Below are 17,400 nucleotides of genomic sequence, written 5' to 3' on the forward strand. Positions count from 1 at the left end.
CATCCAAGTCCGGATCGTCGTCCAATCGATCGCCACCCAAAGAATCACCGCCCACGGGATCACCGCCCACGGGATCACCACCCAGGGGATCGACCCGGTCCATGTCGATCCGCCCCGCCGAAGGGTCGTCGTCCACCCGCCCCTCGTCCGGGGACGTCTCTTCCGGCAGCGCACCATCCGCCGGAGGGACCGGCGCGCGCCGGATCGCAAGGCTTCCGGGATCCAGCGCCGCCTCGCCGCCGTCGGCGGGATCGAACACGCCCGTCACCATCGCCGCCGCCAGCCGCTCATGCGGCAACCCCATGGCCCGTATATGCACCGGCACCATCCGCTCCGATCCCCGGCACCACCATGCCGACTGCGACGGTCCCGGCGGCAGCCACGCCGCATCCGACAGCCTGTCGGCGGGCGGCGCCGGCCAGTCGTCGTGGATCCGCAAGGGCCAGATCCCGTTCGCCAGCGCCGCCCCGCCCGCCGCCGGCGGCGGTCCAAGACCGGCCAGCGCGGCATCCAGCCGATCGGGATCGAAATCATCGGCCAGCGCCGACAAGGCCAGCGCCTCGGCCGCACGCGCCCAATCGGCGCTGCGCGCGGCAGCGTCCGGCGCGGCCAGTCCCAGGATCGAGAACGGAAAGAAACGTCCCACCCGGTCGACGCTGGCCAGCAGCACGCCGGCCGCGCCCAGCGGCGGGGCGACCTCCCGCCCCAGGGTGAAATGCCACAGCGGCGCCGTCAGCCAGTCATGCGGCCAGTCGGTCCCCAGCGCCGCACGGGCGGCGACGACCAGCGACGACAGCCACTGCTCCCAGGCCACCCGCAGCACGGAAGGCATGCGCCGGTCCAGGAAATCGCCACGGGCGGGTACTTTTCCGAAGAACCCCGGTCCGACCGAGCCTGGTCCGACCGACACTGGTCCGACCGACATTGGTCCGACCGAGCCTAGTCCGACCGGCCCTGATCCGACCGACCTTGGGCCGGAGATCCCGGCAGGCGCGACGCTCCGGCTCATGCATGTCTCCCGGGACCGCGGGCATCGGCGTCCCGCGGACCGCAGCATCGCGCCGTTCGTCCCGCGGCACCAGGGGCCGGCGCAGCGGACAGCCCGACATTGCCGCGCCTCGCCACGCGGCTAGACTGGCGCTTCCACCATCCGCCAGGAACCGGTCATGCCCCCTGCCCTCGCCCGCGCCTGCCGGGTGCACCGCCTGCCGACCTCCCATCCGGCGGACGTTGCCCCGTTGCTGGACCGGATCGAGTCCGGGTCGATCCCGCCCGCCGGCATCAAGGCGATCTTCGGCAAGACCGAGGGCAACGGCTGCGTCAACGATTTCACCCGTGCCTATGCCGTCCAGGCCCTTCACGCCGCGCTGGCCGGACCGCTCGGGTGCAGCCCGGGCGAGGTCGGCCGGCGCGTCGCCATCGTCATGTCGGGCGGCACCGAGGGCGGCCTGTCGCCCCACATCCTGGTCTTTACCGAAGAAACCATCCAGGCCGCCCCGCCCGCCGCGCCCCGCCTGGCGATCGGCACGGCCGCCACGCGCGCGTTCCTGCCGGAAGACATCGGCCGCACCGCGCAGGTCGACGCGACCGCCGACGCCGTCCGCGCCGCCATGCGCGCCGCCGCCATCACCGACCCGGACGACGTCCATTACGTGCAGGTCAAATGCCCCCTGCTCACCGGCGAACGGATCGCCGCGGCGCTGACGCGAGGGCAAGGGCAGCGGCAGAGCGTCGTCACCAACGATACTTATAAGTCGATGGGCTATTCGCGCGGCGCCTCGGCGCTGGGCGTCGCCGCGGCCCTTGGGGAACTGCCGGCGGGCGGGATCGGCGACGACGCCGTGTGCCGCCGGCTCGATCTCTGGTCCGGCCGAGCGAGCACGTCGGCGGGGATCGAACTGATGCATAATGAGGTGGTGGTGCTGGGCAACAGCGCCGCCTGGGCCAGCGAAGCGGTGATCGCGCACCGCGTGATGCGGGACGCGATCGACCTGCCGGCGGCGATCGGCGCGCTGTCCGATGCCGGCCTGCCGCCGGACGGGCAGTTGACCCCGCAGCAGCGGGACGATCTGCTGGCGGTGCTGGCCAAGGCCGACCCGGCCTCGACCGGACACATCCGCGGCGCCCGCCACATCATGCTCGACGACAGCGACATCAACGCGACCCGCCATGCGCGGGCGCTGGTGGGCGGCGTGCTGGCGGGCGTGGCGGGCAGGACGGACCTGTTCGTTTCGGGCGGCGCCGAACACCAGGGGCCGGACGGCGGCGGGGTCGTCGCCGTCATCGCGCGCCAGTGCCGTCCGTAGCCAGTATCATTCGGAACGATATCGGGACACAGCTCCATGCTGCTTGAAGGTTTCACCGTCGCCCAACTCGGTCCCGGCCTCGCCGCCGCGGTCTGCGGCCGCATGATGGCCGAGGCAGGCGCCTCGGTCGTCCGTGTCGGCACGGACCGGTCGTCCCCGCTGGCCGCATGGCTGAACGCAGGCGACGCGGCCGGAACGATCGAGGCGGCGGACCTGATCGTCGCCGAAGGGTCGCCCGCCACGCTGCGCGCCGCCGGCTGGGACGAGGCCTCGCTGCGCCGGCGCAATCCCGGCGCGGCCATCGTCCTGATCAGCCCGTTCGGTCAAACCGGACCGCGTGCCGAGGAACCGGCCGGCGACCTGGCCCTGTTCTTCGCCAGCGGGATCGCGCGGCTGCTGACCGGGCAGGTGGACGACCTGTCGGAACCGCCGATGGCGCCCGTCGGTCGGCAATCCGCCTTCATCGGCGGCCTCGCCGCGGCCTGCGCCGGCATGCACGCCGCCCTGCCGGGACGCGCGGCCACGGTGGACGTCTCGATCCAGCAGGCGCTGGCCACGCTGGCGATCACCGAACTGACGCGCGCCAGCCAGCGCGGCGTGGCCTGGCGGCGCAGGCGCGAAAGCGACGGCAACGGCGCGACCGTCTGCATCCTGCCCGCCGGCGACGGCTATGCCGCGATCTCCCCGCGGGAGGAGAAGCAATGGGCCGCCTGGGTCGCCGCCATGGGCAACCCGGACTGGGCCGCCGATCCGCGCTTCGCCCGCAAGGCGGACCGCGTCGCCAACTGGGACGCGCTGCACGCCCTGATGTCGGCGTGGAGCCGCCAATACGACAAGCGGCAGATCGCGACGCTGGCCCAGGCCGCGCATGTGCCGAGCTTCCCGCTGCTGGAGGTGACGGAGCACCTGGAGAGCGCGCAACTGCGCCATCGCGGCTTCTTCCGGCCTTGGAACAAGACGCTGATGCCCGGCACGCCGTTCGGCGTCGCGGAGCACGCCTGCCCCGCGGCCCAGCGGACAGCGGGGCCGCTGCCCTTGTCCGGCATCCGGGTGCTCGATTTCAGTTGGGTGATCGCCGGGCCGACCACGACGCGCATCCTGGCCGCGATGGGCGCCGAGGTGATCAAGGTCGAAGCGCCGAACGGCGGCGATCCGGGTCGTGGGTCGGAACTGCACACGGTCCTGGGCCAGGGGAAGAAGACGATCACGCTCGACCTGAAGAAACCCGAGGCCGTCGCCATCGCACGCGACCTCGCCGCCCGGTCCGACGTGCTGATCGAGAACTTCGCGACCGGGGTGATGGATCGCCTCGGCCTGGGCGAGGCGGCGCTGCGGGCGGTGGCGCCGGACCTGATCTACGTGTCCGCCTCCGGCCTCGGCCGCACCGGCCCCGAAGCTCGGGCGGTCGCCTACGGGACGCTGCTGCAATGCTACGCGGGGTTCGCCGGGTTGAACCGCCATCCCGGCAGGGCGCCGCGCGTCGGGATGGCCTGGCTCGATCCGATGTGCGGGCTGATGCTGGCGTTTTCCGTCGCGGCCTCGGTCTGGCGGCGGCGGCGCGGCGTGGCGGCGCGGATCGACTTCTCGATGATCGAGGCGATGCTGTGGACGATGGCCGAACCGCTGCTGGCCGCCCAAGGGGAGGTCGGCGGGGAGGTCGGCGGGGAGGCCGATGCCGGATCGGTGAGACCGTCCGCGGGCGACGATGCCTGGGTGGCGGAAGGTCCCGGCGGCCGGGCCACGGCGCTGGCGTCGTCGCTGGACCTCGTTGCCGATCCGCACCTGCGGGCGCGCGGCTTCTGGGAGACCACCGAAGCCGGATTGCTGCCGGGCCTGCCCTGGGCGGCAACGTTCGGTCAGGCCGGTGGGCCGGCCCGCGGCCTGGGGGCCGATACGGACGCGGTGCTGCGGGACGTGCTGGGACTGGGCGCCGACGCGATCGGCGCGCTGCGGCGGACCGGCACCCTGGGGTGACGGCGCGGCGTGATGTACGGACTCGCCCGCAGCCTCGTCCCGCGCGATAGTGCCCGCGCCGAGGGAGGGGAAGCATGAGCGGACAGATACGGTTCGACGACGGCGCCGCCTATGAGCGCGCCATGGGCCTGTGGAGCCGGCTAGCAGGACAGGACTTCCTCGATTGGGTGGCACCGCCCGCGGGGCTGCGCTGGATCGATGTCGGCTGCGGCAACGGCGCGTTCACCGAATTGCTGATGGAGCGCTGCGCACCTGCCGCCGTCGAGGGCATCGACCCCTCCCCGGCCCAGATCGACTACGCAAGCACACGGCCCGGCGCCCGCGGCGCGACGTTCCGGCAGGGCGACGCGATGGCGCTGCCGTTCCCCGACGACTCGTTCGACGCGGCGACCATGGCGCTGGTGATCTTCTTCGTCCCGGACCCGGCCAAGGGCGTGGCCGAGATGGCGCGCGTGGTGCGGTCCGGCGGCATCATCTCCGCCTATGTGTGGAACTTCGCGACCGGGGGTTTCCCGTTCGGCCCGATCCACGACGCGCTGCAGGCCGTCGGGATCGCTCCGCCACGCCCGCCCAACGCAGCCGTGGCGCAGGAGGACGCGCTGCGCGCCGTCTGGTCCGGCGCGGGGCTGGAGAAGGTGGCGACCCGGACCATCACGGTCCGCCGGAGCTTCGCGGATTTCGACGACTATTGGACCGCGTGCACCAACAGCGGCGCGCTGAAGCCCACGCTCGCCGCGCTCCCGCCCGACACCCTGGCGGGCGTCAAGGACGCGGTCCGCGCGCGGTTGGCGCCGGAGGCGGACGGGCGCGTGACGCACACGGCCTGGGCGGCGGCGGTGACGGGGCGGGTGCCCTAAGGCATGATGGCTTCGCGTTCGCTCACGCATCATGGTCTTACCCAATGGTCTTGCCCGACCGCGCGATTCGGACCCGTGGCGATTCCGCCCCAGGTCATCGCGCTTACGGCACGATATCCGGACGGTCAGTACTCGCCGCTGCGATAGGCGTCGTCCAGGCGTTCCCGGTCGGCCTCCGACCATTCGGGCCAGGGCTCGCCCCGCTTGCGCAGGGTGCCGGTGAAGTTTGGCTTGCGCTTGGCATTGAAGGCCTGGCGGCCTTCCTCGCCGTCCATCGTCGTCTGGATCAGCAGCGCGTTGATCAGGTTCTGCACGTGCCAGGCCTGGTCGTCCGGCAGGTTGCCGAAGCGGACGACGAACTCCTTCATCATGCGCACCGCGACCGGCGGCAGCGTGACGATATGGCGCGCGATCGCCTCGGCCCGCGCCATCAGTTCGGCATGGGGCACGACCTCGTTGACCAGGCCAACCCGCAGCGCCTCGGCCGCGTCGAAGGGTTCGTCGGTCAGCAGGATCTTCATCGCGTCGATGTAGCGAAGCTGCTTCAGCAGCATCGACGCGCCCGGCCCGTGCCCCAGCCAGCCTTGGGACAGCAGCGAGAACTTGAACCGAGCGTTCTCGGCGGATGCGAGGCGGATGTCGGTGGAGGTGAGGAGCATGTACATGCCCGCGCCCGCCGCCCAGCCGTTGATGGCGGCGATCACCGGCTTCCAGACCCGCGGGTAGTGGTCGCCCATGCGCCCGTCCACACCGGTCTTCTGCCCATGCACCGTGCCGGCCAGCGGCCAGAAGATCCGCTGCGTGCGCAGGAACTCCCGGTCCTCGGCCGTCAGGTCTGGGCGCGGCGCAAGGTTGTGGCCGCCGCAGAAATGCCGGTCGCCCTTGCCGGTGACGATGGCGCAGCGGATGTCGCGGTCTTCCCACAGGTCGATCCACGCTTCGGAGATCGCGTCGGAGGTCGGCTTGTCGAGGATGTTGGCCTTCGCCGGATTGTTCAGGGTGATATAGGCCACCCCGTCGCGTTTCTCGTAGTCGATCGGCATCGCCGTGTCCCTCGCCGTTTCCGCGTTCAGCATGGCATGCCCCGCGCACGGGTCAAATAATCGGGGCGCGGAAACGGGTTGTTAACCATTCGGTGCCAGGTTCGGCCGCCCACGATCCGGAGTCTCGATGTCGCGTCTGCCAGAGGCCATCCCGGCGTTGAGCGATACGCTCATGCCACCGGCCATCCGCGGCGTCGCGGACCTTACGACCTTCGCCTATGGCGGCAACGGCTTCGACCGGCTGATGGATCGCATCCGCCCCGACGGCACCGAGGCGGGGACGCTGTTCGACCTGGGGATCGCGCTGCAACTGGATTTCCGCCGCGCCGAAGGATTGCGGCTGCAGGACGCGGCCTTGGCACGCTCGTTGTTGTTCCGTGTGCAACGGACGGCGTCCGGCGGCCGGCCGGTCCGGCTGCTGGCGGTGTGCGGTGCCGGCGACCTGATGGTGAACGCGCCGCTCGATTTCCTGACCAACCACCTCGATGTCCGGCTCGACCTGCTGCATGTGCTGCCGAACCGGCCGCTGCCGCCGGTGGTGCCCGATCACGACGTCGCCTTCTTCGCCCACGGCGATCCCGATGGCGCCATGCTGGCGCGGCTGGCGGCGTTGTATCGCGCGTGGCCGCGACCGGTGCTGAACGATCCCGCCTTCCTGCCCGCACTGGCGCGCGACGCGCTGTCCCGATCGCTGGCCGGCATCGCGTCGATCCGCAGTCCGGAGACGGTCGCGGTGACACGGCCGGCGCTGGAGGCGTACCTGGCAAGCGGCGATCCGATCGACGGTTTCGTTTCCACGGGAACCATGTTCCCCTGCCTGGTCCGTCCGGCCGGCACCCATGCCGGTCACGGGCTCGCGTTGCTGTCCGACCAGGAAAGCCTGGTGCGCTACCTGGAAACATCCGACGCCGATCGTTTCTACATGAGCGTCTTCGTCGACTATGCCGACGGCCGGGGCCTTTATCGCAAGTCGCGCGTCGCCTTCATCGACCGGCGGCCATTTCTCTGCCACATGGCGGTCTCCAGCCATTGGATGGTCCACTACCTGAATGCCGGCATGGATGTCTCGGCCGAGAAACGGGCAGAAGAAGCGGCGGCGATGGCGGAGTTCGACAGCGGCTTCGCCCGACGGCACGCGGCGGCGTTCGACGCGCTGCACGAACGGCTGGGCTTCGACTTCTATTCCATCGACTGCGCCGAAACGCCCGACGGGCGGCTGCTGGTGTTCGAGGCGGACGCAGGGGCGATCATCCACATGATGGACCCGCTGGACCGGTTCGCCTACAAGCAGCCGCGGATGCGCCGGATCTTCGAAGCGTTCGACGCGTTGCTGCGGCGCCGGATGGAGGCGCCCCTGACCCTGCAGCCCCTGGCCCTGCAGCCCCTGGCCCTGCCGCTTCTGACCTCGCCGCTTCTGACCTCGCCACTCCTCTGACCCGCCCGCCGCTCCGGACCCCGCCGCTCCTCTAGGGGGCCACCAACGGTCGTCCGGTGGGGCCGGACACCCGTTGCCTTTCACGCCGTTGGCCGGCGCGTCTTGGGGAAGCCGGACCGGGGTCGGCGATCATGCGCCGTCATTGCAAATCGCGATTGCTTCGGACGTTTCATTAATGCTATCTCGTCTCAACCTTGAAGCCTGACCCAGAGTGATGCCGTGGTGAGTCTCTAGTTTATGTACTCATGAGACGGCATTCCAAAGCATTGTAGTTGCGCTCTTACGCCGCCCTACCCGCCAGGGGTGGCCTGGGAGCAAACAATCGAAGGAAGCACCGAAGCCGGATGAAACTGCTCATATCGTCCTATTCCTGCGCGCCCAACCGGGGATCGGAGCATGCCGTCGGCTGGAACTGGATCACCCATGCTCACCGGCTTGGCCACCAGGTCTGGGCGCTCGTGGCGCCCAACCACGAGGCCTCGGTGACGAAGGCTTGCCAGGAAGACCCTGAACTCGCGGGCATCACCTGGCGGTTCCCCACGGTGCCCGGCTGGCCGCTGCAGCAGGCGATCGAGCCGGAGTGGGAGCGGACATACAACCTCTTTTGGCAGGTGCGCGCGGCCGCGATGGCCCGCCGGCTGCACGCGGAGATCGGCTTCGACGTCCTGCACCATCTCACCTGGGGCGGCGTCAGGGCGCCGACATTCCTGGGCTTCATCGACGCGCCGCTGATCGTCGGACCGGTCGGCGGGGGGGAGACGTCGCCGCGATCCCTGCGCGACGCGTTCCACCCGCGGGCCAGGATCACCGAGGAAGTCCGCGACCTGTCCAACCACACGATCACGATCAATCCCCTGGTGCGCCACGGCCTGTCGAGCGCCGACGTCATCTTCACCAAGACGCCCGACACCGGCCGGATCCTGACGCCCGCCATGCAAAGGAAATCGGTCAATTTCCTCGAACTGGGGCTGGAGGCGGTCAACGCCGACCGTCCCCCCAGGCCGCCGGGACCGCCACGGCTGCTGTTCGCCGGGCGGCTGCTCTATTGGAAAGGCGCGCACATCGCCATCAGGGCGCTGGCCGAACTGGTCCGCACCGTCCCCGACGCGCGGCTGACCGTCGTCGGCAAAGGCAGGGAGGAAGCCCGCCTGCGCGCCGACGCCGCCGCCCTGGGCGTCGCCGGCAATGTCGATTTCGTGCCCTGGCTGGCGCAGCAAGCGCTGTTCGAACTGTACCAGACCCATGACCTGTTCGTGTTTCCCAGCCTGCACGATTCCAGCGGCAACGCCGTGCTGGAATCGCTGTCGTTCGGGTTGCCGGTGGTGTGCCTCGATGTCGGCGGCCCGGCCCAGATCGTGACGCCCGGCTCCGGCGTGATCGTCTCGACCGCGGGACGAAACACCCAGCAGGTCGCCACGGCGATGGCGGCCGACATCGCGCAGATCATACACACGCCGGAACGGCTTCAGGCGCTGTCGGCCGGAGCGGCCGCCAGGGCCGCGCAATTCAAACTGCCAGTCCGCGTCTCGCAATTCTACGGCATGGTGGAGCAGATGGTGGCCACGCGCCACCCCATCGCGGTCCCGAACGCGCTGGCGGGCTGAGGCCGCCGGCTGGACTTCCGTCCCCGCTTTGCTACGCTCCTCCCACAAGCATAAGAATCTCAGGGAGCGTCAAGACGATGACCCACCGCCGGTACTGGGTTTACTTTCTTTTATTCTTGTTCAACATCATCTGCTACCTGGACCGCATCAACATGTCGGTCGCCGGCAAGCCGATCGCCGCGGAATTCGGCTTGACGCCGATTGAGCTCGGATACCTGTTCTCGTCCTTTCTCTGGGCCTATGTCGTCATGATGCTGCCCGGCGGCCGGATGGTCGACAGTTGGGGCGCGCATCGGCTCGCGGCCATGGGCGCCGCCTTCTGGTCCGTCGCGCAGATGGCGACCGGCGCCACCACCGGGTTCGTTTCGATGCTGATCGCGCGGCTGGGTCTCGGCGCGGGCGAGGCGCCCACCTTCCCGGTCAGCTACCGCGCCGTCCGCGACTGGGCCCCGTCGACGGAGCGTGGCCTCGCCGTCGGACTGATCCAGGCCGGGACGCTGTTCGGCCCCGCGGTCAGCGCCCCCGTCGTCGCCTGGCTGATCGCGACGCTGGACTGGCGCTGGTCGTTCTACATCACCGGCGCCGTCGGCCTCGTCTGGGTCGGCGTCTGGATGGCATGCGTATCGACGCCGGAAACGACGCGCTGGCTGCCCGAAGCGGAACGCAGGCGCATCCTGGCGGAGCGGCACGGACATGAAACGGTCTCCGACACCGCGTCGGTCGGCTATCGCGGGCTGATGCGCTCGCCCGCGATGTGGGGGCTCGCGATCTCCCAGGGCTGCGCCGTGTATTCGGTCTACCTGTACCTGAGCTGGCTGCCCAACTACCTGCAGACCGCCCGCGGCCTGTCGATCGTCAACTCGGGCCTGTTCACCTCGGTGCCGTTCCTGATCGGCAGCGTGATCATGGTCCTCGCCAACTGGCTCAGCGACAAGATCCTGACGCCGGCGACCATCGGGACGGGATCGCGGCGCATCGTGGTCGTCGCCTGCCTGCTGCTGTGCTCGATCGGGCTGCTGATCCCCTTCGTCGACTCGCTGGCGGCGGTCCTCGTGCTGACGATCTTCCCGGTCAGTTTCGGTGCCACGGCCAGCGGCACCAACGCGGCGCTGACCAACGACCTGCTGCGGTCCAAGGCGGATGCCGGGCGCGCTTTCGCCTTCCTGGTGATGGGCGGCAACGTCTTCGGCCTGCTGGCGCCGATCGTCACCGGCTATATCGTCGAGGCAAGCGGCAGCTTCGCCTCCGCCTTCGTGCTAGCGGGGCTGCTGTCGCTGGTCGGCGCCGGCGTCTCCTTCGTCCTGACGCGCTACACGCTGGGCGAGGAACGGCCGGTCCACACGGGCCGGTCCGGGGCGGTCGGGGTGGCGGGGTAGACTTTCCCTCGCGGCCCAGCCCCAACCGGCCCGGCCCCGATCGGCCCGGCCCCTGTCGGCCCGGCCCCTGTCGGCCCGGCTTGTCCGAGCCATCCGCGCTGCGCCGGCACGGGCGGACGGCCGGCACAAGGCCGACCCCCGGCCGATCAAGCGGGCTGGCGCGCTACCAGACCCTGCGCCATCAGGGCGGCCACCGCGCAGGACGCCACGCGGGTGCGCGCGGAATCGGCGCGGCTGGTGAGGATGATGGGAACGCGGGCCCCCAGCACCACGCCCGCCGCGTCCGCGCCCGCCAGGAACGAAAGCTGCTTGGCCAGCATGTTCCCCGCCTCCAGGTCCGGCACCACGAGGATGTCCGCCTGCCCGGCCACCGGCGAGACGATCCCTTTCTGCCGCGCCGCCGCCGGGCTGACGGCGTTGTCGAACGCCAGCGGCCCGTCGACCACGCCGCCGGTGATCTGGCCGCGATCCGCCATCTTGCACAGCGCCGCCGCGTCCAGGGTCGAGGCCATCGCGGGATTGACCACCTCCACCGCGCTCAGGATCGCCACTTTCGGCTGCTCGACGCCCATCACATGCGCGAGGTCGATGGCGTTCTGCACGATGTCGTGCTTCGCCTCCAGCGTCGGGGCGATGTTCACCGCCGCGTCGGTGATCAGCAGCGGCCGCGGATAGGTCGGCACGTCCATGACATAGACATGCGACAGCCGCCGTTCGGTGCGCAGCCCGGTATCGGCTGCAACGACCTCGTGCAGCAGCTCATCGGTGTGCAGCGAGCCCTTCATCAGCAGCGCCGCCTCGCCCGCCCTGACCAGCGCCACCGCGCGCGCCGCCGCGGCATGGCTGTGCGGCGCGTCCACCAGGCGCCACGCGGCGATGTCGATATTGGCCGAGGCCGCGGCGGCGCGGATCTTCGCCGCCGGCCCGACCAGGATCGGCTCGATCATGCCCAGGGCCGCCACCTCCTGCGCCGCGGTCAGGGAGGTCGCATCGCACGGGTGGGCGATCGCGACCGGCAGCGGCGGCCGGCCGCACACCTGTTCGACCATCGTGCGGAACCGCTGATGCCGCATCAGCCGGACGTCCGGAAGCTCGATGCGGCTGCGGGCGATCTTCTCCGCCGGCGCCCGCACCAGGGCGGTACCGGTGATGACGTCCTGGCCTGCCTGGTTGGTGCAGCGGCAGTCGAGGACGATCTGCTGCTTGGCGTCCTTCTTCTCGCGCACGGTGACGGTGGCGGTGATGGTGTCGCCGATGCCGACCGGCGCCTCGAAGCGGAAGTCCTGCGCCAGGTAGATCGTCCCCGGCCCCGGCAGCTTGGTGCCCAGCACCGCCGAGATCAGCGCACCGCCCCACATGCCGTGCGCGATGATGCGGTGGAACATGTCGGTGGCGGCATAGCCGGGATCGAGGTGCGCCGGATTGACGTCGCCCGAGACGACGGCGAACAACTCGATGTCCTCGACCGTCAGGGTGCGGGTGACGCTGGCGGTGTCGCCGACCGCGATTTCCGCGAAGGTGCGGTTTTCGATGCGGGCGTCTTTGGCGGTCGGCGTCAGGTCCACGATGGCACCTCTTTGCTGCGGTGCCGCAGACCCTACGCCGTTCGGGTGCCGCGCGCGATTAGGGTGAATACGCAGCGTCGCGGGAGGTCATCCGAACGTCACGCCGGTCAGCGCCTCGGACACCGTCCACAGCGCCGCGGCGGCCTGCCGGTCCCTGGCCTGGGGGAAGACCGCCGCCGGCGCCGGCGGGCCGCGCCGCTCGTTCCGGCCATCGGGACCATAATAGCCGCCTGGCTCCGCGTCCGGCGCGGTGGCGGCGAACACGATCGGCAGGGCGCCGTCCCGGGCGGATTGCGCCGCCAGGCCGAACAGCGCCTGCATCAGCCGGACCTTGATGCCCCGGCCGGCCCGGCCGGGGCCGTTGGGGATGATGTTCGTCCGCGCCCAGCCGGGATGCGCCGCGAAGGCGCGCAGCGCCCAACCATGTGCCTGCGACCGGCGATGCAGCTCCAACGAGAACATCAGCATCGCCAGCTTGCTCTGGCGATAGGCGCCCGCCGGGGAATAGGCCGCCTGGCTTTGCAGGTCATCCAGCCGCAGCACCGCCCGCCGATGCGCCAGGCTGGCGACGTTCACCACGCGGCCGCCGTTCGGCGCCGCGTTCAGGGCACCGGACAGCCGGCCGGTCAGGGCGAAATGCGCCAGGTAGTTGACGCCGATCTGGCGTTCGAACCCGTCCGCGGTCGTCTCGCGCGCCGGCAGCGCCATGACGGCGGCATTGTTGACCAGGATGTCCAGCGGTCCGGTCCATCGGCCGGCGAAATCCGCCACGGCGGCCAGGCTGTCCAGGTCGAGGTCTTCGCAACGCACGCGCGCATCGGGATACGCCGCCCCGATCGCCGCCGCCGCTCGCGCGCCCTTGACAGGGTCACGCACGGCGAGGACCGTCGCGGCGCCGCGGGACGCAAGGGCCTGGGCGACGTGGAAGCCGATGCCGCTGTTCGCACCGGTCACGATGGCCGTCTTGCCTGCCAGGTCGCGGGACCGGGTGGCGGCTTCGCTCGACGTCCCGTCGGTCATGCGGCTTCTCCCCTATGCGCCGCGCATAGACTGGCGCGGCGATGGCCGTTGAACGCAAGGGTAGAGTCGCGCCGGTTTTCCTCCACAGGCCGTACAAATCTTAACAATAGGTTAACAGAGAACGTTGATAGCAGGATCGTGTACTGAAAAATCAATGGGTTAGACCTTTGCCCAAAACTTTGGCAAGGTTGTAAAATCGCGGAAGACAGCGCTTCGGCACCGTCTGTCGCAGAGGTACCCACTGAGTTATCCACAGGGAACGGGGATAATTCGGTGCTGTCTTTGCGTCGCTGGAAAACCGGTGCATGGTGCCAGAAATGACACCCGACCCCGCCCGCCTGACGCTGTACGGCAGCTTCACGTCCAGCTCCTCGTACAAGCCGATGCTCTACCTGTCGCTGGCGCGGCTTCCCTTCAGCTTCCGCACCGTGAACCTGAAATTCGGCCGGCAGAAGGAGGCCGCGTACCTGGCGGTCAACCGCTACGGCCAGGTTCCGGCGCTGCGCCACCAGGGGTTGGCGATCGTCCAATCGAACGTCATCCTGGATTACCTCGCGCGCACCACCGGGCATTTCGCCGGCGAGACCGAACAGGACCGGTGGACCGCACGCGAATGGCTGTCGTGGGAGGCGGATAACATCACCAACGTCGCCAAGGTCCGGCACTACAGCCGGTTCCGCCAGGTCGACCCCGCGGTGATGGACTATTTCCGTCCGCTGGCCAACGCCGCCGTCAGCTTCGTCGACAAAAGCCTGGAAGGCCGCGCATGGCTGGTCGGTTCGGGTCCGACCATCGCCGATATCGGCTGCTGGGGCCGCATGGTGTTCATGGCCGAAGGCGGCATGGACATCGCCGACTGGCCCAATGTGCAGGCCTGGTCGAAGCGCCTTGCCGCGCTGCCCGGCTTCGCCCTGCCCTACGACCTGATACCCAAGAAAGATACGGAGTTCGACCCATGCGGATAGCGGTCATCGGTGCCGGCGGCGTCGGCGGAGCGTTCGGGGCCGCCTTGGCCCATGCCGGCGCCGACGTCACCTTCGTCGCGCGCGGCGCCCACCTGAAGGCGATGCAGGAGAAAGGGCTGCGCGTCGAAAGCCCGCGCGGCGACACGCACCTGGTCCCGACCCAGGCGACCGACGATCCCGCGACCATCGGTCCGGTGGATTTCGTCATGTTCTGCGTCAAGCTGTGGGACGTCGAAAGCGCCGGCGAAAAGATCAAGCCGCTGGTCGGCGCCGATACCGCCGTGATCACGTTCCAGAACGGCATCGATTCGCACGAGCGCCTGATCCCGATCCTGGGCCCGAAGGCGGTGATGCCGGGCGTGGCGCAGATCAGCGCCACCATCGCCGAACCGGGCGTGATCCGCCAGGTCGGCACCTTCATGCGCCTCGTGTTCGGCGAATTGGACGGCAGCCGGAGCAACCGCGCCGAGGCGTTCCTCGCGCTGTGCCAGAAGGCCGGGTTCGATGCGACCCACAGCAAGAACATCCTGGTCGATCTGTGGATGAAGTTCATCCTGCTGGCCTCCAACGCCTCGATCACCGCCGCGACCCGCAAGCCGCTGGGCCTGCTGCGGGACGATCCCGAGATCAACCCGCTGTTCGAGCACGCCTATGCCGAGGTCGTGGCGGTCGGCCGAGCGAAAGGCATCCCGCTGCCCGAGGACGCGGTGCAGAAGACGCTGGGCTTCAACCGCGGCGCCCCGCCGACGATGATGGCGTCGATGGCGCACGACCTGATCCGCGGCAACCGGATCGAATTACCCTGGCTCGGCGGGAAAGTCGTGGCGCTGGGCCGGGCGTTGGGGGTGCCGACCCCGGTGCAGGAGGTGCTGTACCAGGTGCTGAAGCCATACGCCGACCCTACCGCCGGCTGACCGTCGCCGGCGTGGCGGGGCCTGGTCCCGGCCACCCGCTCCCCAGCCGTTCAGCGCCGGGCCGGGACAAGCCCGGCCGGGAGAGCGCCGAACGCTTCCCTATCGCCGCCTGATCGCGTGCCAGCGCATCAGGCGCAGCCGTCCGGTCTCGATCAGGCGCTGCCGCAGCAGCCATAGCTCCGCCTCGGAGACCATCCGCGCGGCTTCCCGCACCGATGGTTTCTGATGCGCCAAACCCGCCAGCAGGGCGCGCCAGCCGCGCAGCGCCTGGTCCATGTGGCGGTGGGAGATGTCCTCGGCGATCCGCAGGTCCATGCCGCAGGCCTCCATCACCGCCGCCACCGCGCCGGCCGTCGGGATCACCCCCGGGTCGCGCAGGTCGAGCCTGACCCAGCGATCGACGAGCGGATCGCCGACCAGCAGCGGTTCGGTGCCGATCAGGTCGACCACGACCAGGCTGCCGCCGGTCTCGATCGCCGCCGCGAGCGCCGGCAGGACGACGGTGCAGACCGCCAGGCGCATCGGCTCCAGCGCCAGGCAGTTCCTGTGGCTGCCCTTGGGAAAGGCCGGATGGTTCGGGTCCCAGGACGCCAACGCGATCTTGCGGACCATGTTCTCCGCCTCGGCGCGCGCCCGGGCGACCGCCAGCAGTTGCGGTTCGGCCTCCAGCGCCGTCACCCGCGTATGCGTGTCGCGCACGATCGCCGTCGCGCAGCCGCCGCCCCCGGCGCCGACCAGCAGCAGGCGGTTGTCGCCCGACGCCCCCAGCGGCCGCGTGAGGCGCAGGATCTCGGCCTCGCCGCCCGGCAGGGTGAAGCCGGGGCCCCAGAGGCGATCGGTGACGGCCAGCCGGTCCGGCGGCCAGGGGCCGGACGGCACCTCCGGCCGCTCCGGTTCGGACGGCGCCGGAAGCATCTCCGGCGGCGGCAAAGGCGAATCGGCGATCGACCCGCCGTCGGTTCGGCCCAGAAAGCGTCCAAGATTGAGCGACAGCATCGACCGGTCTCCGGGACGGAGGGTAACGGCCGAGTGTTAAGGACTGGTTACTCAGTCGATGACAATGCGCGGCCCGCTGCGCGCCGCCACCGCGCGGCCCGAGACCCTGCCCCACACCTGCTCCGCCAGCGCGGCATAGGCCTTGCCGGCCTCTCCATCCGGCGCCTGGGCGGCGATCGGGGTGCCGGCGTCGGCGGCGACGCGGATGTCCAGCAGCAGCGGGATCTCGCCCAGGAACGCGGTCCCCAGCCGCGCCGCCTCGGTCCGAGCGCCGCCGTGGCCGAAGAGGTCGGAGCGGTGGCCGCAGTTCGGACAGCAGAAGAAGCTCATGTTCTCGACCAGGCCGAGGACCGGGACCTTCGTCTTCTCGAACATCCGCACGCCGCGGCGGGCATCGATCAGCGCGATGTCCTGCGGCGTCGAGACGATCACCGCCCCGGTCAGCGCGACGCGCTGCGCCATGGTCAGTTGCGCGTCGCCGGTGCCGGGCGGCATGTCGACCACCAGGATGTCCAGCGGCCCCCACGCGACCTGGCCCATCATCTGCTCCAGCGCGCCCATCACCATCGGGCCGCGCCAGATCATCGGCGTCTCCTCGTCGACCAGGAAGCCGATCGACATGCAGGCCAGGCCCCAGGCTTGCAGCGGGACCATCTTCTCGTTCCTGACCTCGGGCTTGCGGCGCAGGCCCAGCATGCGCGGCAGGCTGGGACCGTAGATATCGGCGTCGAGCAGCCCGACCTTCAGTCCGCGCCGCGCCAGCGAGACCGCCAGGTTCACCGCCACGGTGGATTTCCCGACGCCGCCCTTGCCCGAGGCGACGGCGACGATCGACTTCACGTCGGGCAGCAGCAGTCCGGGTTTCGGCTGCTGGCCGTGCTGGTGGGGCGGCGGCGCGGCCTGCTGGCCTTGCGGCGGCGTCCGGTGCGCGGTCAGGATCACGGTGGCATTGGTCACGCCGGGCTGGCGCTTCAGCGCCGCCTCGGCCTCCTGCCGGACCGGCTCCATCGCCTGGGCATGGGTCCGGTCGGTCAGCAGCGTGACCTGCACCAGGCCGCCGCGGATGTCGATCGCCTCGACCAGCCCGGCGGCGACGATGTCCTGTCCCGACCGAGGGTCGTTGATCGCTCGCAGCGCGGAACGCAGGGCGTCCGGTGAAACATCGGCCATGATGGGGTAAGCCCTTATCTTGCAAAGCCAGGCGGGCAAGCCGATAAGCACGCTGCCGTCGGCGCCCGTGCACGCGATATGGCGCATCACTCGGGTTCCGCCAACGGTCTGGTGGCGGCGTTCCCGGATGGGAACGCCCAATTCGGGCATTCGTGACAGGAGTCTTCGGGCAGCA

14 protein-coding genes are annotated in these 17,400 nt (G+C 70.2%); 8 read left to right on the forward strand and 6 right to left on the reverse strand.

The genetic code is table 11. The features are described from left to right. Window positions 1-832: type VI secretion system-associated protein TagF (gene tagF, locus VHB27_RS21545; RefSeq protein ID WP_325604440.1), on the reverse strand; the 832-nt coding region annotated here is incomplete at its 3' end. Between the two features lie 334 nt (window positions 833-1,166). On the opposite strand from tagF, the gene VHB27_RS21550 reads away from it, so the two are divergent. From VHB27_RS21550 to VHB27_RS21560, 3 genes are all read left to right on the forward strand, one after another. Then, a complete protein-coding gene (locus VHB27_RS21550) occupies window positions 1,167-2,306 on the forward strand; it encodes a ring-opening amidohydrolase (protein ID WP_325604443.1) in 1,140 nt (379 codons plus the stop codon). A 36-nt stretch (window positions 2,307-2,342) separates the two neighbouring features. Next, complete coding sequence (locus VHB27_RS21555; protein WP_325604445.1) at window positions 2,343-4,280, forward strand: CaiB/BaiF CoA-transferase family protein; 1,938 nt, start codon at window positions 2,343-2,345, stop codon at window positions 4,278-4,280. A 74-nt stretch (window positions 4,281-4,354) separates the two neighbouring features. Beyond that, a complete protein-coding gene (locus VHB27_RS21560) occupies window positions 4,355-5,137 on the forward strand; it encodes a class I SAM-dependent methyltransferase (RefSeq protein ID WP_325604447.1) in 783 nt (260 codons plus the stop codon). Window positions 5,138-5,262: 125 nt separating this feature from the next. Here the strand turns inward: VHB27_RS21560 and VHB27_RS21565 are convergent, their stop codons facing one another. Further along, the gene (locus tag VHB27_RS21565; RefSeq protein WP_325604449.1) at window positions 5,263-6,213 is read right to left on the reverse strand and encodes an enoyl-CoA hydratase/isomerase family protein; all 951 of its coding nucleotides are present in this window, start codon (window positions 6,211-6,213) and stop codon (window positions 5,263-5,265) included. A gap of 94 nt (window positions 6,214-6,307) precedes the next feature. Here VHB27_RS21565 and VHB27_RS21570 point away from each other — a divergent pair, with 94 nt between their 5' ends. The 3 genes from VHB27_RS21570 to VHB27_RS21580 all read left to right on the forward strand — a co-directional run bounded on the left by VHB27_RS21570 (window position 6,308) and on the right by VHB27_RS21580 (window position 10,595). Further along, window positions 6,308-7,615 (forward strand): ATP-grasp domain-containing protein, encoded by a 1,308-nt coding sequence (locus VHB27_RS21570; protein ID WP_325604451.1) that lies wholly within the window; start codon window positions 6,308-6,310, stop codon window positions 7,613-7,615. Between the two features lie 344 nt (window positions 7,616-7,959). Further along, window positions 7,960-9,219 (forward strand): glycosyltransferase, encoded by a 1,260-nt coding sequence (locus VHB27_RS21575; RefSeq protein WP_325604453.1) that lies wholly within the window; start codon window positions 7,960-7,962, stop codon window positions 9,217-9,219. A 77-nt stretch (window positions 9,220-9,296) separates the two neighbouring features. Then, a complete protein-coding gene (locus VHB27_RS21580; protein ID WP_325604455.1) occupies window positions 9,297-10,595 on the forward strand; it encodes an MFS transporter in 1,299 nt (432 codons plus the stop codon). 146 nt (window positions 10,596-10,741) lie between these two features. On the opposite strand, the gene VHB27_RS21585 is transcribed toward VHB27_RS21580, so the two are convergent. Next, window positions 10,742-12,160: a bifunctional enoyl-CoA hydratase/phosphate acetyltransferase gene (locus tag VHB27_RS21585; protein WP_325604457.1), complete on the reverse strand. Its 1,419-nt coding sequence runs from the start codon at window positions 12,158-12,160 to the stop codon at window positions 10,742-10,744. 87 nt (window positions 12,161-12,247) lie between these two features. Then, window positions 12,248-13,180 (reverse strand): SDR family oxidoreductase, encoded by a 933-nt coding sequence (locus tag VHB27_RS21590; RefSeq protein ID WP_325604459.1) that lies wholly within the window; start codon window positions 13,178-13,180, stop codon window positions 12,248-12,250. Window positions 13,181-13,485: 305 nt separating this feature from the next. Here VHB27_RS21590 and VHB27_RS21595 point away from each other — a divergent pair, with 305 nt between their 5' ends. Both VHB27_RS21595 and VHB27_RS21600 read left to right on the forward strand, forming a co-directional pair. Then, on the forward strand, window positions 13,486-14,145 hold the full coding sequence (locus VHB27_RS21595; protein WP_325604461.1) for a glutathione S-transferase family protein: 660 nt from the start codon (window positions 13,486-13,488) through the stop codon (window positions 14,143-14,145). Then, window positions 14,136-15,059: a 2-dehydropantoate 2-reductase gene (locus VHB27_RS21600; RefSeq protein WP_325604463.1), complete on the forward strand. Its 924-nt coding sequence runs from the start codon at window positions 14,136-14,138 to the stop codon at window positions 15,057-15,059. The genes VHB27_RS21595 and VHB27_RS21600 overlap by 10 nt, the downstream gene beginning before the upstream one ends. A gap of 99 nt (window positions 15,060-15,158) precedes the next feature. On the opposite strand, the gene VHB27_RS21605 is transcribed toward VHB27_RS21600, so the two are convergent. Together VHB27_RS21605 and VHB27_RS21610 are read right to left on the reverse strand one after the other, a co-directional pair. Further along, complete coding sequence (locus VHB27_RS21605; RefSeq protein ID WP_325604465.1) at window positions 15,159-16,055, reverse strand: hypothetical protein; 897 nt, start codon at window positions 16,053-16,055, stop codon at window positions 15,159-15,161. 51 nt (window positions 16,056-16,106) lie between these two features. Beyond that, the gene (locus tag VHB27_RS21610; protein ID WP_325604468.1) at window positions 16,107-17,225 is read right to left on the reverse strand and encodes an Mrp/NBP35 family ATP-binding protein; all 1,119 of its coding nucleotides are present in this window, start codon (window positions 17,223-17,225) and stop codon (window positions 16,107-16,109) included. Window positions 17,226-17,400: the final 175 nt, after the last annotated feature.

It is taken from the genome of Rhodopila sp. (genome assembly GCF_035548235.1).
In the GTDB taxonomy this organism is placed as follows: domain Bacteria; phylum Pseudomonadota; class Alphaproteobacteria; order Acetobacterales; family Acetobacteraceae; genus Rhodopila.

Bases quoted from the DNA above. Each gene is read 5' to 3' on its own strand.
- VHB27_RS21565 (WP_325604449.1), bottom strand. From the start codon at position 6,213: ATGCTGAACGCGGAAACGGCGAGGGACACGGCGATGCCGATCGACTAC.
- VHB27_RS21595 (WP_325604461.1), top strand. From the start codon at position 13,486: ATGGTGCCAGAAATGACACCCGACCCCGCCCGCCTGACGCTGTACGGC.
- VHB27_RS21555 (WP_325604445.1), top strand. From the start codon at position 2,343: ATGCTGCTTGAAGGTTTCACCGTCGCCCAACTCGGTCCCGGCCTCGCC.
- VHB27_RS21575 (WP_325604453.1), top strand. From the start codon at position 7,960: ATGAAACTGCTCATATCGTCCTATTCCTGCGCGCCCAACCGGGGATCG.
- VHB27_RS21570 (WP_325604451.1), top strand. From the start codon at position 6,308: ATGTCGCGTCTGCCAGAGGCCATCCCGGCGTTGAGCGATACGCTCATG.
- VHB27_RS21550 (WP_325604443.1), top strand. From the start codon at position 1,167: ATGCCCCCTGCCCTCGCCCGCGCCTGCCGGGTGCACCGCCTGCCGACC.
- VHB27_RS21605 (WP_325604465.1), bottom strand. From the start codon at position 16,055: ATGCTGTCGCTCAATCTTGGACGCTTTCTGGGCCGAACCGACGGCGGG.
- VHB27_RS21580 (WP_325604455.1), top strand. From the start codon at position 9,297: ATGACCCACCGCCGGTACTGGGTTTACTTTCTTTTATTCTTGTTCAAC.
- VHB27_RS21600 (WP_325604463.1), top strand. From the start codon at position 14,136: ATGCGGATAGCGGTCATCGGTGCCGGCGGCGTCGGCGGAGCGTTCGGG.
- VHB27_RS21590 (WP_325604459.1), bottom strand. From the start codon at position 13,180: ATGACCGACGGGACGTCGAGCGAAGCCGCCACCCGGTCCCGCGACCTG.
- VHB27_RS21560 (WP_325604447.1), top strand. From the start codon at position 4,355: ATGAGCGGACAGATACGGTTCGACGACGGCGCCGCCTATGAGCGCGCC.
- VHB27_RS21610 (WP_325604468.1), bottom strand. From the start codon at position 17,225: ATGGCCGATGTTTCACCGGACGCCCTGCGTTCCGCGCTGCGAGCGATC.